The sequence below is a fragment of the Lentilactobacillus curieae genome, from assembly GCF_000785105.2.
GTDB lineage: Bacteria > Bacillota > Bacilli > Lactobacillales > Lactobacillaceae > Lentilactobacillus > Lentilactobacillus curieae.
In genome coordinates, this window is record NZ_CP018906.1 from 1,109,238 (window position 1) to 1,124,970 (window position 15,733).

15 protein-coding genes and 1 riboswitch are annotated in these 15,733 nt (G+C 40.9%); of the genes, 8 read left to right on the plus strand and 7 right to left on the minus strand.

What is annotated here, in order from left to right; translation table 11 throughout:
- Positions 1-156: 156 nt before the first annotated feature.
- The 3 genes from PL11_RS05235 to PL11_RS05245 form a co-directional block, all read right to left on the minus strand.
- Complete coding sequence (locus tag PL11_RS05235; RefSeq protein ID WP_035167820.1) at positions 157-1,266, minus strand: peptidoglycan recognition protein family protein; 1,110 nt, start codon at positions 1,264-1,266, stop codon at positions 157-159.
- Positions 1,267-1,480: 214 nt separating this feature from the next.
- Positions 1,481-1,948, minus strand: a complete 468-nt coding sequence (locus PL11_RS05240; protein ID WP_035167821.1) for a Fur family transcriptional regulator — start codon at positions 1,946-1,948, stop codon at positions 1,481-1,483.
- Between the two features lie 75 nt (positions 1,949-2,023).
- On the minus strand, positions 2,024-2,542 hold the full coding sequence (locus tag PL11_RS05245) for a GNAT family N-acetyltransferase (RefSeq protein WP_035167822.1): 519 nt from the start codon (positions 2,540-2,542) through the stop codon (positions 2,024-2,026).
- An 89-nt stretch (positions 2,543-2,631) separates the two neighbouring features.
- On the opposite strand from PL11_RS05245, the gene PL11_RS05250 reads away from it, so the two are divergent.
- Positions 2,632-3,666 (plus strand): lactonase family protein, encoded by a 1,035-nt coding sequence (locus PL11_RS05250; RefSeq protein WP_035167823.1) that lies wholly within the window; start codon positions 2,632-2,634, stop codon positions 3,664-3,666.
- A gap of 72 nt (positions 3,667-3,738) precedes the next feature.
- On the opposite strand, the gene PL11_RS05255 is transcribed toward PL11_RS05250, so the two are convergent.
- Both PL11_RS05255 and PL11_RS05260 read right to left on the minus strand, forming a co-directional pair.
- Positions 3,739-4,590 carry a fumarylacetoacetate hydrolase family protein gene (locus tag PL11_RS05255; RefSeq protein ID WP_035167824.1) on the minus strand — a complete coding sequence of 284 codons (852 nt, stop codon included), beginning with the start codon at positions 4,588-4,590 and terminating at the stop codon, positions 3,739-3,741.
- Positions 4,591-4,664: 74 nt separating this feature from the next.
- On the minus strand, positions 4,665-7,022 hold the full coding sequence (locus tag PL11_RS05260; RefSeq protein WP_035167825.1) for a helicase C-terminal domain-containing protein: 2,358 nt from the start codon (positions 7,020-7,022) through the stop codon (positions 4,665-4,667).
- Positions 7,023-7,100: 78 nt separating this feature from the next.
- Here PL11_RS05260 and PL11_RS05265 point away from each other — a divergent pair, with 78 nt between their 5' ends.
- Together PL11_RS05265 and PL11_RS05270 are read left to right on the plus strand one after the other, a co-directional pair.
- Entirely contained in the window at positions 7,101-7,679 is a 579-nt protein-coding gene (locus tag PL11_RS05265) for a hypothetical protein (protein ID WP_035167826.1), read from the plus strand.
- A gap of 1 nt (position 7,680) precedes the next feature.
- Positions 7,681-7,893 carry a hypothetical protein gene (locus tag PL11_RS05270; protein ID WP_035167827.1) on the plus strand — a complete coding sequence of 71 codons (213 nt, stop codon included), beginning with the start codon at positions 7,681-7,683 and terminating at the stop codon, positions 7,891-7,893.
- Positions 7,894-7,984: 91 nt separating this feature from the next.
- Here PL11_RS05270 and dapF read toward each other — a convergent pair whose 3' ends face one another.
- Entirely contained in the window at positions 7,985-8,977 is a 993-nt protein-coding gene (gene dapF, locus PL11_RS05275) for a diaminopimelate epimerase (RefSeq protein ID WP_035167828.1), read from the minus strand.
- A gap of 15 nt (positions 8,978-8,992) precedes the next feature.
- A complete protein-coding gene (locus tag PL11_RS05280; RefSeq protein WP_035167829.1) occupies positions 8,993-10,345 on the minus strand; it encodes an aspartate kinase in 1,353 nt (450 codons plus the stop codon).
- A 209-nt stretch (positions 10,346-10,554) separates the two neighbouring features.
- Positions 10,555-10,736: riboswitch (Lysine riboswitch) on the plus strand.
- Positions 10,737-10,842: 106 nt separating this feature from the next.
- On the opposite strand from PL11_RS05280, the gene lysA reads away from it, so the two are divergent.
- The 5 genes from lysA to dapB are packed head-to-tail and all read left to right on the plus strand — an operon-like array spanning position 10,843 to position 15,727.
- Positions 10,843-12,147 (plus strand): diaminopimelate decarboxylase, encoded by a 1,305-nt coding sequence (gene lysA / locus PL11_RS05285; RefSeq protein WP_035167830.1) that lies wholly within the window; start codon positions 10,843-10,845, stop codon positions 12,145-12,147.
- A gap of 19 nt (positions 12,148-12,166) precedes the next feature.
- Positions 12,167-12,877 (plus strand): 2,3,4,5-tetrahydropyridine-2,6-dicarboxylate N-acetyltransferase, encoded by a 711-nt coding sequence (gene dapD, locus PL11_RS05290; RefSeq protein ID WP_035167831.1) that lies wholly within the window; start codon positions 12,167-12,169, stop codon positions 12,875-12,877.
- A 4-nt stretch (positions 12,878-12,881) separates the two neighbouring features.
- Positions 12,882-14,036, plus strand: a complete 1,155-nt coding sequence (locus PL11_RS05295; protein WP_035167832.1) for an N-acetyldiaminopimelate deacetylase — start codon at positions 12,882-12,884, stop codon at positions 14,034-14,036.
- Positions 14,037-14,053: 17 nt separating this feature from the next.
- Positions 14,054-14,941 (plus strand): 4-hydroxy-tetrahydrodipicolinate synthase, encoded by an 888-nt coding sequence (dapA, locus tag PL11_RS05300; protein WP_035167833.1) that lies wholly within the window; start codon positions 14,054-14,056, stop codon positions 14,939-14,941.
- A gap of 12 nt (positions 14,942-14,953) precedes the next feature.
- Entirely contained in the window at positions 14,954-15,727 is a 774-nt protein-coding gene (gene dapB / locus PL11_RS05305; RefSeq protein WP_035167834.1) for a 4-hydroxy-tetrahydrodipicolinate reductase, read from the plus strand.
- The last annotated feature ends 6 nt before the right edge of the window (positions 15,728-15,733 follow it).

Sequence of the window (15,733 nt, forward strand, 5' to 3'; positions counted from 1 at the left end):
GCTTCGCACTTTTACAGTTATAATATTAATTTTTATTATAGAAAGGTAGGATTCGCGACTTCAAAGTTCTTTCAGCAATCGAACTTCTCTCTTTAGTGCGCTACTTGGTCTTTCAGTAAAGTAATAATATGCAATTTTTATTCTTATGTCAACTGTTTAGCTGAAATCATCTGAAGTAACTGTGGTTGAACTTGAGTTAGTTTCATTGCTTGAGCTAGTAACCACTTCGCTACTTGAATCAGTAGCAGTGTCATCAACGGCAACCTTGGCACTTGCTTCTGAGGCCTCGTCAGCACTAATGTTCAATGCCTTTTCGTATACCCAGTACTTCTTAGCAGAATCACTCTTTGAGAAACGGATTCGATACCAAGCGTACTTACCATTTTCCTTCTGGCCAATGTTGTCAATGTAGACTTTCTTACCAGTCTTAGCTTTCACTGAACTCCAGCTATAACTTTTAACACCTGCTCTAGATCCCTTTACATGGTTGTAAAGGCGGTATGACTTGTACTTGTTACCAAGTGAAGCAGTATCGTTAGATGACTTGTAGCTAACCTTATCGTAACTAGCAGCTGGTGTGTGTGCTTCAACGTACAAGTTATTGTAGTTGGTTTTTACTAGCTTATAGAATTGTGCAAATGAGTATGAAGCCCCAAAGTACTTCTTACCCATTGAAGCATAATAATCCTTTGGATCAGAATGGTTGGTACCACCTAGATACTTAGAAACAGCCCCATGAGACCAGACAGTTCCTTTACCATCATAAACAGCGTCGTTTGGTTTCAATCCATACTTATGCAAAATGTAGGCAGTATAGTAAGCCGCATTAGACACTTCTTTAGCAAATGCTGACTTGCTGTGAACCCGAACTTGCTCGAATTGAACAAAGCGAGCGTTGGCAACTGGGCCAGCTCCCCAAGCAAGGTACTTAGTGTTTGCGATGTTGATAATTCTGCTGGCATCGATAAATGAATGTACGAATGCAGCGTTATAATTTTTCTTCATGTACGCAATTTCATTGTAAATTGTTGAGTTTGGGTTTGCAGTTTCGTGGACTACCACACCCTCAGGTTTACCTTTATGGCGGTAATTATTATGTGGGAATCCTCCCCAAACAGATGATGTTACTGAAGCATGGCCAATCCCATTATTGGCAATGTAGCTATTAACGCTTTGTGCATTAGCAGTTTGACTACCTGAAGCGGCGAGCAAACCGAATGCAGCAAATGACAATGTGCAGATAGCTTTGATGATACCTTTCTTCAAATTGAACTCTCCTTACCCAATGGTTTCATATCCCGAACGGACTTTATTTCGTTTTAACTGCCAACACTATATATGATTCTAGTCTTGGTAGCAACAATAACGAAAGCCCGTAAAACGCCACAATCAGCGTTATTACGGGCTTTGTAAGCATAATTGTCAATCATGTTAAGAGTTGTTGACAAACATTATCTAACAATGACAAACAAGTGTTACATTACTTTTTGAATGATTCCTTTACTTGCAGCTTTTTTTGGCATTCCTTGCACAGTCCAGTAACTTCTAATTGAGTTCCAGTTACTAAGTAGCCAGTTTTTTCCGTAGTTTCTTTTTTAATTGCCTGTACGATATCTGCGTACTGATCAGAAAAGACATCAATAATTTTTCCACAGTTTTCACAAATTGCGTGATAGTGGGGTCTGCCGAAGAAGTCGTACCTGATTCCACCGTCATCGTTTGGCAATTCGATAACCAAACCTTTGTCTACCAACAATTTTAACGTATTGTAAATCGTTGCCACACTTAAGTTTGGTAGTTTTTCGTCAATCCCATCCCGAATCATTTCAACTGTGGGGTGGGTATCAACTTGGATCAAGTAATCAAGAATGATTTCTCGTTGTGGGGTGATCCGGACTCCCTGTTCCTTTAAGCTTGCCAAAGATTCACTCAAGGCACTACTTGTCATTTTGACTCCTCCTTAAATGATTCTACCTATTACCTTAGAATCATTCTAATCTATTTTTAGGGATAATTCAATTTTTTAGAAATTTTCTTTCAAATCTTCAGTTAAGGAAAGAACCCAGCGACCTTGATTTGCCTGGATAAATCCTAATAGTTTTAGAATTTGGGTTACTGATTGATTATCTTTTTCCAAATGAATGGCAACTTTTGTGGAAGCAAAGTGATCAATAATAAATTTTACAGTTCGTTTTACAACTTGGAAAAGGAGCTCCTCGGGTTGTTGGGCCTTAGTAACAAAGGAGATCTTAGCTTCTGGAGTGTCTTCTGAAAGGTCAAAGGCCTTAATCACCCCAAGAAATTCCCCTGAGTCTGAATCTGTGATTCCCCAAGTCAATTCCTTCTCTGCCATAACTTTTTGCATTGTGTGGTTAACATTCCGAACGGTATCCAGAATGCTGCTGGGGCGCTTGATTGTTAAGCTGGTTTCATAGTTATTGCCTTGGTATAGCTCAAAAATATTCTTAACTGGTGTTTGAGTTAACCAGTCAAGGGTGTAGTTAGGCGTTAAGATTGGGTGATACTTTTCAAATTGTGACATAAAATTACCTTCATTCACGATTATTAGTTTTGTTCATGGCATTGGCTATGGCATAATGAAAGCGTAGACAAATTAGGAGGCCATGATTAATGATTGAACAATTTTACATTGGAACATATACTCACAAAACAAGCAAGGGTGTTTACCAACTTGACTTGAATTTAGAATCACAAAAATTAGAAAACTTACAATTAGTTGGTCCTGCTGGAAACCCAACGTACGTTGCATCCGCAAGCAATGGTCGGTTGTATATGGTTGATAAAGAAAGCAATGGTGGTGGAGTTCAATCTTTCGACACCACTCAAGGCTCTATGCCATTTGAACCCCAAGATAAAGTGATCGACCAAGATACCAACCCAGCTTATATTACTGTCGATGCTGGTCGGAACTTAGTATATACCGCTAACTATCATACAGCAGAAATTACGACTTACACAATTGAAAATGACGGTTCTTTGAAGTTGGCTGACCGAGTAACTCACAGTGGCCAAGTTGGTCCAAAGGAAGAACAGGCTGATGGACCTCATCCACACTTTATGGATCTAACTCCAGATAACCGTGTCGTCGTTTGTGACCTTGGCTTAGACCGTGTTTACGTGTATGACGTTGATGATCAGGGTAAGCTCGCTAAGGTTAGTGAGTTAGCACTTGAACCTGGTTTTGGTCCACGGCATATTGTGTTTGCTAAAAATTCAGATAATGCTTATCTAGTTGGAGAACTTAGCAGTAACCTTGCTGTACTTAGCTATGACAAATCGACTGGTAGCTTTGCTATCAAACAGGTAATCAGTACAATTCCTGCTGATTGGACAACCCATAACGGAGCTGCTGCAATCAGGATTTCTAACGATGATAATTATGTTTACGTTTCAAATCGTGGTCACAATTCATTGGCAGTATTCAAAGTTGGTGCTGATACTGATGCAGAATTGATTCAACTGATTAGTTCTGAGGGTGATTTTCCTCGTGACTTCAACTTAAGTAAAGACCAATCAATGGTTGTATTGGTAAATCAAAATACTGATAATGCAACGTTGTATTCTCGCGATGCTAAGACTGGTAAGCTTGAGTTGGTTCAAAAAGACTACGCTGTTCCAGAAGGCGTTTGTGTTTATCCTAAATAAAATTAACAAAAGCCTGTGAATGGCGGCTGTGCTGATGCACTGTCGTTCTGTTCGCAGGCTTTTTATTATTGACTAATTTACTTTAGTGGTGATGGTTCCTAATCCATCAATCGTACTCTCAACCACATCTCCGTGTTTTAAGAAGACCTGGGGATCACGACCAACACCGGTTCCACTTGGGGTTCCGGTGAAGATCAAGTCACCTGGGTAGAGTTCAATTACTGATGAAATGTGAGCAATCAAGGTTTGAACGTCAAAAATCATTTGTTCGATTTTAGCATCCTGAACAGTTTCGTCATTAACTTTGGTGACAACACTCTGTGAGTCTAGATCAGTGATTGATCCCATCGTTGTTAAATATGGTCCAACTGGTGAATAGTTTTTAAATGACTTTGCAAGCGTAAACTGAGTGCTTGGCCCGTCTATGGACTGTAAATTTCTATCAGATAGGTCTTGGCCGACCATAAAACCAGCAATGGCATCCTCGGCATCTTCGCGGCTGATATTTCTACCACCACGCCCAATAACAATGACCAATTCAGATTCCCAGTCAACCGTGTCACTACTCAAGTTGATTTGATTATTTGGGCCAGCTAGCGAGCTGATAAATTTATTAAATACGTTAGGCTTCTTGGGTAGCGTGATGTCCATTTCCTTCATGTGATCCTTGTAATTAAATCCAATCGCAGGAAGTTGGCGTGGGTGCTGAATGGGTAACTCGAGTTTTTCAGGATCCAATAACTTTGCGTTGTCGTCATTTAGCACGTCTTCATCAGTGAGGTTTAGCAAAAACGATTCTTGAAAACTTATCCAGTCAGCGAGAATCTCATCGATATTCCTATATGTGGCGATTGCCGTCCCCCAAAGCTGATCATTATGCACTGTGATAAAGGTAGGCTTGCCTTCATACATTCCAATTTTCATAAAAATCCTCCTCGCCTTTTTAGTGCAAAACAAGTGAATGATAATTACATTATACAATCAAAAGTAAAAGATGATTATAAATTGTCCCGCCAAAATTTGCTGACAATGTCTGAAAGAGCAGTTGGACTGTTGATTATCCGTGGTTTTGACCACTGAGTAGGGAAAATTGATCTGTAACGATTTTGGGCAAATCTAGCATCCATTAAGACAATGATTCCTTTGTCAGTTTGCGTTCGGATTAGCCGACCGGCGGCTTGGGTAACGTTGTTAAATCCAGGAAGCTGATAGGCAAACATGAATCCCTGATGGTTGTCGTTGTCGTAGTAGTCCTTTACAAGGTTGGACTCCTCATTGATCATTGGCAGGCCAACCCCAACGATGGCAACCCCGATTAACTGCTCACTTTTCAAATCTACTCCCTCAGAAAAAATTCCACCTAGAACAGCAAAACCCATCATGGTTTTACCGTCAGTAGCTCGAAAACGATTTAAGAATTCGGTGCGTTCTTCGTGAGACATATCTGCTTGCTGCATGTGAGTTTCGATGTCTGGATAGGCTAGGTTAAATGCTTCAACTACCTTGTTCATATAAGTCATTGAAGGAAAGAAAGCCAGGTAATGACCTTCTCGACCATTAATCATGGCAAAAAGACTGGCACAGATGTCAGGAATACTATTTTGCCGGTGCCTATAAGTCGTGTCGATACCTTGTTGAATAATTAATTCAAAGTTGTTTCGTGGGAATGAGGATCCGGCTGCGTATTTAATACTGTTAGGTTCGTTGCCAAGCACCCTACGATAGTAATCGAGTGGACTTAGAGTTGCTGAAAATAGGATGGCAGCCCGTCCTAAGTCGAGGCTTTCGGAGATTTGTTGGGCAGGGTCGATACAGAATTGACGAAATAAGATGTCATCGTCAGTCAAGACGATTCTAGTTCGATAAGTCTCATCATAATACTGACTAATCAGGTTGTAAGTCCGGCAGCTTAGGTAGTAATCAACCACGGCATCCACAGTATCACTAGGTTTCCTGCCTGACAGCCAATCATGAATTGCATCAATTAGTTTGCTTACTTTGCTAGTGAAGTTGGGGATGGGTTCTACCTGGGAATATGTTGATTCATCATTATCACGAGATTCCTTGCTGTATCTCATGAATGCTCGTTTTAAACCCCGAAGACGCTTGATTACGGGCTGATTTTCTTCTTCGTTAGCCTTAAGCCGTTCAATTAAATTAGGAATTGGCTTCATACTTAGTGTGGCAGAGTACATCTCTCGTGCTCGCGAAACTAAGTTGTGGGCTTCGTCAATTAAAAAACAGTTAGTGTTGTCTGGAACTGAGAAAAATCGTTGGAGATGCACTTGGGGGTCAAATAGGTAGTTGTAATCACAGATGATGATGTCACAAAAAAGACTGACATCAAGTGAAAATTCAAAGGGATCTACTTGATGCTTTTGGGCGTAACTTTGAACTTCTGCCTTTGTAATTTGCGATTCATTGTTGATTATATCTAGAATAGCTGGTTTGATCCGATTATAGTAGCCAACCATGTATGGATTTTGGTCAGCGGGGACATCTTTTTCTTCAGGGAAGGAAATCTGCTCTCTAGCCGTTAAAGTGATGCTTTTGATAGCTAGTCCTTTTCCTGATAGTAGTTTCACTGCTTCCTCACAGACCCGTCGAGTGCTTTGTTTAGCTGTAAAATAAAAAATCCGGTTAATTAGTTCTTCGCCCATTGATTTAACAGCAGGAAACAAAGTGGAAATTGTCTTGCCGGTGCCAGTAGGTGCCTCTAAAAAGAGATGCTTGTCATTAACAATGGTTTTGTAAACAACTTTTGAGATGTCATACTGGCCAGCACGGTATTTTGGAAATGGAAAAGTAACTGCTTTGGCAGTTGTTACACGACTTTCTGCTAAGTCACGACTTAATTTAAGCCATTTTTTGTATTCAGAAATCAGCGAATTAAAAAATTCGGTTGCTTCCGTCTTTTTGTAAACGATTTTGGTGGGGGTTATTTGCTCATCTGGAGTTTGAACGTAGGTCAGCTGGATGGTCACTTGATCAAGGCCTTCTGTGGTCATCAAAATATAACCATATACCTTGGCTTGTGCCCAGTAGAGATCCAGCGTATTGTCTGGTAGTTCACTAAATTTAACGTCTGAAGTTTTGATTTCTTCGATTAATGTTTCGGAATCAGTGCGATTGATTCCGTCAGCTCTTCCCGAAATTTCGTACGTCGTATCAAGATAATCAAAGTCAGTTTTTAACGCAACTTCTGAGGAGTACGTACTGGGTCGTGATTTTTGAATTTTTCGATGAATTCGGCTACCGGCTGCCATCGAGTTATCGCTAACGCTAGTTGGCACTAAGTCACCACGTCGCAGGATAAACTCAACCAGGGTTCGAATACCGATTTGAATGTTAGCCATTTTGTCCTCCCCATAATTAATCAACATCCATTATACTGGTAGGTAGTGAAAATGTGATAAGAAATTGGGTGGAAATAAATGGACTTGCCATTTGGTTCAATCATAAAAGATAAGCAGCAGCGGTACCTGGTAATTGGGAACGTAGTTAGTAACAACCCGCAGCTTATTCTGGACAATGTAAATTACATAGGAAAAAAGAATTTTGTGATTCATATTAGGTATGGACAAGGAATTAGTCATAATGCCGTCTTGATTTGCAAATACTCTGGAAGAATTCCGGAATACTTAAAAAATGATGTTCCCAAAGATTTTGAAGCTGCAGTTAGAGCTGATGAAATAATCCTGGCTGAACCGGATGAAATTAACCAGTTTAAAACTGAAGAACCGTTGGAGATTGATGCTGATGAAGACGTTGGTTTTGTTGCTAGTGTGAGACAAAATGCAATCTTAACCATTGAGAATTATGTTGATGATTTGCAAAAACAAATCAACAAGTTATCACAAAGGAAAATGAATCATTATTTTTCAGATAAGCAACATTATGAAGACGTTAAAGATTACTTATTGGTTATCACACCGTTCTCAGATTTACGGTTAAAGTCTAGTCAGATTCGGCAAGATGAATGGCGACTAAAATTGCAGTTAGGGGGGCAATGAAATGATGACTGAGCAGAAGTTACGGGCAATTGTGGATGTTTACGCAAGGTACAATGTTGAAATTAAGACTGATCAGATGAAAATTACCAGTATTAACCAGCATGAGGTGGATTTTGATGCGAACACCTATATGCAAGATCAACTAATTGAGCTGATTGCAAAGGTGTTGGCTAATCAACTGATTAAAGAAGTTTTTGAAGAGGAGTTCGGATGAGTAACTGAATTTAACGGGGAAATCAAAAAAGAGTTGCGACGGATTAACGTCGTAACTCTTTTTGCTTGTAAGGTATTACTAACTATATTTATTAATCAACTGGATCCTTAATTCCAGCAACGAACGCTTCGTACGCTGCTTGTTCGCCAGTTTCTGAAATTTGAGCATTTTCAATGTTATTTGTGTGAAGATCAGATTCATCAATTTCCACGTCATGGGTAATTGTTGCGTTACCAATCAAATCGATGTAGTAACCCTCTGAATCTCGATCATGAACCCGAGTTTTTACCATTCCACCTGGATTGAAAACTGTAATTTCATCTTCAAATGAAGCGGCGTCTGGATGATTGAGGCAGAACGCAAGACTAGTTGCAGACATTCCAGTACCACAGGCATTTGTAAAGCCAACGCCGCGTTCAAAGGTTCTCACAAACAGTGAGTTACGGCCGATGATTTTAGCGTAACTTACGTTCACGCCATCATAGAAGTATGGATTTTCTGAATTGAGCATCTTGCCAACGTGTTCTAACGAGTCAGATTCCATAACGTCTTCTGAGACAAAACTGATCAGGTGGGGGTTAGGAACGGCAATTGCTGTGAAGGTTAAATTCTCATCAAATTCAGGTACTGGTTGGTCAATCAAAGTATCGGTGTTTAAATTACTGAATGGTAATGATTCTTTGTTAAATGTTACTGGAGAAATTTCTACGCTAAAGGTTGGAACACCGTCAGCAAAATTAGCTTCTCTGCTGACATGAAGGTCGGCATCTTGGGTTTCAACTTTGAATTCGTCTTGGCCAAATTTTTCAGCTAGGTGACGGCTTACCGTTCTTAAACCATTTCCGCACATCGAAGCGATACTTCCGTCAGTGTTAATAACTTGCATGCTACCAATACAGTCAGCGTGATTTGATTTGTCTACGACAAGTAAACCGTCAGCACCATCAAGTAAACCTTCACTGGCATCTGTAATGTGTTTGGCAAACGTAACTAACTCAGTTTGGCTTAAGGGTTGCTCAAGCTCTGTTTGGTCTAACAGAAAGAATGTGTTCATTGAGCCGTGAACTTTTTGTAGTTGTGTCATAGCAAATCCTCCGAATTAATTAAAAAAGTGATTGTATATTTCTTTGATTGATGTGTCGGCGTCAGCCTCTTGAACCCCAATCATGATTGAGATTCTTGAAGCACCTTGGTTGATCATGTGAACAGCGATTTGGTTATCGGCCAGTGGTTTGATGATGTTTTCGATCGTCCCAATTCTGGCACGCATTCCTTCACCGACCACCATAATGATTGCGTAATCGTCGATCCATTCCATGTCATCTGGTGAAACAGCTTCCTGAATGTCAGCACACATTTTCTTTATAGTTTGGCCATCGAGTTGGCTTTTGTCAAAGATTATTGTCAGGTCATCGATTCCTGAAGGCATGTGTTCGTATGATACACCGTACTTGTAGAGAATGTCTAAAATTTTTCTAGTAAATCCAACTTCTTTGTTAAGCAAATACCTGTGCAGATACAATGCAGCGAATCTGTTTGAAGCTGTGATTCCAGTAACTGGTGACTTGATTTCTAGTTCATCTTCGGGAACGATTAAGGTTCCGTCTGCTTCAGGGTTATTGGTATTTTTAACGTTGATGGGAACTTGCCCTTGAATAGCGGGGATGATGGCCTCGTCATTGAATACAGAAAATCCAGCATAGGAAAGCTCTCGCATTTCCCTGAAAGTCATTTTGTTGATTGGTAACGGATCCTTTACGATTTTTGGATTAGCAGCGTAGATTGCATCTACATCAGTAAAGTTTTCGTAGAGATCGGCTTTTAATCCTCTAGCTAAAATAGAGCCAGTAATATCTGAGCCGCCGCGTGCAAATGTTGCGATTTCACCATTTTTGGTAAAACCGAAGAAACCTGGGAAAATTAATCTCTCATTGCCAATTTTAATTTTGGCTAAATTAGTATATGTTTCTTCATCGACGGATGCGTTGTTGGGATTATCAGTTAGGATGATTCCGGCTTCACTTGGATCAACAAACTTGGCTGGCTGACCAAGTGCAGTTAAGCAAGCAGCGAATAGCTCAGCGTTTAATCTTTCGCCATGGGCTTTAAATGCAGCCATCAGGTATTCATCGTTTGGGTATTGCTTAGTTGGCAGTGCGGCTAGTTTTTGATTGATGTTATCAAGAACTTCACTAGAAACTGAGAATTCTTTACCGATATCGCTATATCTAGCAAAGATTTGCTGCTGGATTTCAGCATATGGTTGGTTTGCAATGACAGTTTCAGCGAATTTGATCAATAAGTCAGTGACTTTGATGTCACCATCAAACCGTTTTCCAGGAGCAGACGTAACTACCACCTGACGGCTTGAATCACTGGAAATAATATCAATTACTTTGCGGAAATGGTCGGCATCAGCTAATGAGCTGCCCCCAAATTTGACGACTTTCATAACGTGAGATTCTCCTTTAGTGCATATTCGTTGCAAATATTTGAAATTGTTAAGGAGAATTCTAGCATTTCTAATTTAATTATCAACTCACAACTTGTCTAAAACACGGTCTTATTCGCCGCATTAAGTAGAAAAAAAGAAAATATTGCGTCTGTATAAAAATTAGAAGTTGACTAAACATGAGATTTATTATAAACTTTTAATAATTTAAAAAGTATAGAGGTTGCGACCAACAACAGTAATTAGTAGAGCTACTGCTTTAGCTGAGAAACTAACGAAAGGGGCGGTCGCCGAAGCACTAAGCCTTGCAGGGCTCAGTAAGCTGGGACGTAGTTTAATAGACTGCGGACTGTCGCAGCGGATACGTCGGCTGCGGGGCGCTATCGACAAACGATAAAAGAATGCATAAATTTCTTAGATCCTTTTGTTTTTAGCGTAAAACAAAAGGATCTTTTTTTATGCCCCGAACGACAAGCTGTATACACTTGGAGGCCATTATGTCAGAAGAAAATCAACCATATCAGATTAATGAACAAGGACACGTAGCAATTGGAGGGGTCGATACTTTAGACTTAGCTAAGCAATTTGGCACACCATTAGTTGCCTATGATGTTAGTGCCATTCGTAACCAAATTCATCACTTCCAAAGTGTTTTTGAAGATAATCATGTTAGCTATGAAGTCAGCTATGCTAGCAAGGCTTTTGCGTCAATTGCAATGTTTCAAGTGATTAACGAAGAGGGCGGCCACATTGATGTTGTGTCTGGCGGCGAACTATATACGGCAATCAAAGCTGGTTTCCCGATGGAACGCGTCAGCTTCCACGGTAATAATAAATCAGCAGCTGAATTAGAGATGGCAGTCGATAACCACGTTGGAGTGATCATGTTAGATAACTTCCACGAAATTGAGGTATTACAATCGATTCTTCATGAGAAACAAGCAACCATCAACGTAATGTTGCGAGTAACCCCCGGAATTTCGGCTCACACCCATGAGTACGACCAAACTGGTCAAGTTGATAGCAAGTTTGGTTTTGATATTCAAAGTGGTCAGGCTTTTGAAGCTTTGGAAAAGGTATTAACCATCGATTCGATGAACATGCTTGGAATTCACGCTCACATCGGCTCACAAATCTTTGAGGTTAATGGATTTGAAATGGCGGCTAAGAAGTTGATTGATACCTTAGCTGAATGGAAGTCGAAAAATGGCTATGAAGCTAAAGTGCTTAATGTCGGTGGTGGTTTTGGAATTCGCTACACCGAGTCAGATGATCCAATTGCCCCAGAACAATTTGTTGATGCAATTGTTAAGACGGTGAAGGCTGAGTCAGCAGAACGGATGCTTACCACCCCAGCCATTTGGATTGAACCTGGACGCTCAATCGTTGGCCCTGCTGGATATAATTTGTACACTGTTGGATCAAGAAAGGACGTTCCGGGCATTGAGCCATATGTAACGGTTGATGGGGGAATGGGTGACAATATCCGGCCGGCACTTTACCAAGCAGATTACGAAGCAGTCTTGGCAAGTGACCCAACTAAAAAGCCAGACGAAACTGTTCGTGTCGCTGGTAAGTATTGTGAATCGGGCGATATTTTAATTAAGAATCAGCCGTTACCAGCAACCCATCCTGGTGATGTGCTAGTAATGCTTGCCACCGGAGCGTATGGATATGCAATGGCATCGAACTATAATCGGAACCCCCGCCCCGCAGTTGTTTTCTGTGAGAACGGTGAAGCCAAACTAGTAATTAAACGTGAGACGTTTGCTGACCTAGTTGCTCGAGACCTAACAATTTAATGAGGAGTTTTTATATATTATGGAAGAAATGAACGCACAAGAGATTATTGAATACATCGGAAACGCTGATAAGAAGACCCCTGTAAAGGTTTTTGTTAAGGGTCAATTGAGTAACTTAGAGGTACCCGAAACAATTAAAGCATTCGTAGAAACCAAAACTGGCGTATTGTTTGGTGACTGGAGTGACGTTGAACCATTTTTAAAGCAAAATTCCAGTGCAATTAGCGACTACGAGGTTGAAAATAACGCAAGAAACTCAGCGGTCCCATTGTTAGACCTTAAGAAATTCAATGCCAGAATTGAACCTGGAGCAATTATTAGGGACAAAGTAAGCATTGGTGACAACGCAGTTATCATGATGGGGGCAATCATCAACATTGGTGCTGAGATTGGTGCCGATTCAATGATTGATATGGGAGTTGTTCTTGGTGGACGAGCAATTGTTGGTAAGCATTCACACATCGGCGCCGGTGCAGTTCTTGCAGGAGTAATTGAACCTGCCTCAGCAAAACCAGTTCAAATTGATGACAATGTATTAGTTGGTGCCAATGCAGTAGTAATCGAAGGGGTTCATGTTGGTGAAGGCGCAGTGGTTGCTGCCGGATCAATCGTAACTTCAGATGTTGCTCCCCACACTATGGTGGCTGGAGTTCCCGCTCGCAAGATTAAGGATATTGACGAAAAGACAAAATCAAAAACTAGCCTTGAAGACGATTTAAGAAAGTTGTGATCTAATGGCCCAACTAACTGACGAAGAATTAATTCAAATCAGAAGGCATTTACACCAAATTCCTGAGCTTGCGATGCACGAAACACAAACTCATGACTACTTAATAGAAGTAATTAGCAAAATGAATCTTGAACATGCTGAAATTCGGGAACAACTTCCGGATTTACCAACGGCAGTGTTAGTACGAATCGAAGGTACCAACCCACAAAGAACCATTGGTTACAGAACAGATATTGATGCATTACCGGTTTCTGAACAGACTGGGTTACCATTTTCTTCAACGCACCCAGATGTAATGCATGCTTGTGGGCATGACATTCACATGACGGTTGCACTTGGGGTGCTAAATCACTTCTTAGAGCATCAACCAAAGGATAACGTGGTGTTCTTCTTTCAACCCGCTGAAGAAAGCGAAAACGGCGGTAAGGTTGCCTATGAGCAGGGAGTCTTTCAGGGAAAGTGGCAACCGGATGAATTTTACGGTTTGCATGATAATCCAGACTTACCTGCAGGGGCGATTGGTTGCCGGATGGGAACTTTGTTTGCAGGAACAACTGAGGTCAACGTTGATTTTCACGGAAAGAGTGGTCACGCTGCCTTTCCGCAAAATGCTAATGATATGGTGGTTGCTGCCTCGCAGTTTATCAACCAAGTTCAGACAATTATTTCCAGAAGCATTAACCCGATTGAAAGTGGGGTTGTGACTTTTGGGTTAATGAAAGCCGGAACCATTCGGAATGTGATTGCTGGAAGTGCCCGATTAGAGGGGACAATCAGGGGATTGACCCAGGTTATGATCGAACGAATCGTGGAGCGCCTCAAAGAAGTTGCCGAAGGAATTGCCAAAAGCTATGACTGCACCGTAAAAATTGCGTTTAATCAGGGCGGTTACTTGCCGGTTGAAAATAATCCAGAGCTTACCAAACGTTTTATTAGTTTTTGTGAACAGGATGATCAAACGAACTTTGTGGAAACCGCACCTGCAATGACTGGTGAAGATTTTGGCTACTTGCTTTCCAAGTTTCCAGGGACGATGTTTTGGCTAGGAGTAGAAGATGACTCCCAGTTACATTCGGCCACATTGAATCCCAAAGAAGAATCAATTAGTAAGGGAATCAATTCGATAAACAGATTTTTAGAATTTAGGATGAATCACTAGAAAGTGGGGATATAATTATGATTAATGCAGATATTATGACAGCAATCGTTACACCGTTTGGAGAAGACGGATCAATTGATTTTGCAGCACTTGAAAAATTAACTAATCATCTGATTGATACAGGTAGCCAAGGGTTTGTAATTGGTGGAACTACAGGTGAAACTCCTACGTTAAGCCATGATGAAAAAATCGAACTTTACACTCGTTTTGCTCAAATCGTTGACGGCAGGGGAACCGTTATCGCCGGAACTGGTAGTAACAGTACGTACCAAACAGCTAACTTTACCAAAGAAGTTAGCGATATTGATGGCATTGATTACGCTTTGGTCGTGGTACCTTATTACAACAAACCTAATCAACGCGGAATGATGGCTCACTTTGAAACGGTTGCCGAAAACTCAAATGTTCCAATTATCATGTACAACATCCCAGGTAGAACCGGTGTCACAATGGACAAAGAAACAGTGGTTACTCTATCAAAGAACCCAAACATTGCTGGGGTTAAGCAATGTACTTCACTTGAGGATTTGGAATACTTGGTAGAAAACACTGATAACTTCAACGTTTACACAGGCGAAGATGCCCAAGCACTTTCTGCTAAGGTTGTAGGAGCTAACGGAGTAATTTCTGTTGCTAGCCATATCTATGGTAATGACATGCGTAAAATGTACGATGCTGTTGATGCAGGTGACTTTGCCACTGCCGGAGCAATTATGAGACAATTATCACCAAAGATGCAGGCATTATTTATGTACCCATCACCATCACCTGTTAAGGCAGTACTGAATGCGACTGGCTACGAAGTTGGTAGTTGCCGCTTACCAATCCTACCTTTAAACGATGATGAAAAAGTTGAGTTAGCTCGTTGTCTTTCAATGGCTGACAATGCTTTAATAAGTCAGTAAGGGAGTAGTTTGATGATTAAAGTATTAGTTGCTGGATTTATGGGATCCATGGGACAAAAAACGGTCAATATGGTCAACCAAAACCCTGATTTTCAATTGGTTGCTGGGCTAAACCCAGGAGCCAGTGAGATTAACAAAGCAGAGTACAATTTAGCAGATGACGTAGCCGTTTTTGATCAATTATCAGATGTTAAAACTGATGCCGAAGTTTGGATAGATTTTACAATTCCTAGCGTCGCCTTCGAAAACGTAAAGTTCGCAATTGAAAATGGAATTCATCCGGTTGTCGGAACATCTGGAATGGCGGATGATCAAGTTGATGAATTAACGAAGCTAGCAGCTGATAAGCGGGTAGGTGGGTTGATTGCCCCCAACTTTGGATTATCAGCAGTGTTACTCATGAAGTTCGCAACTGAGGCTGCTAAATACTTCCCAGATGCTGAAGTCATTGAAATGCACCACGAGGACAAACTTGATGCCCCTTCAGGAACTGCAATCAGTACAGCAAAAATGATTGCGGCTGCCAGGGATGAACCAACCGCACCTGCATCTCAAGAGAGTGTGACTGGTGCCCGGGGAGGCGAAGTTGACGGTGTTCCCGTTCATTCAGTTAGATTACCGGGATACGTTGCCCATGAACAAGTATTGTTTGGTGGTCCCGGAGAAGCATTGACAATTAGGCAAGATTCCTTTGACCGAGAGTCATTTATGAGTGGAGTTAAGTTGGCTGTACCGGCAGCGGCTAAAGCCAAAACGTTAATTATTGGATTAGAGAATATCCTTTAACAAATA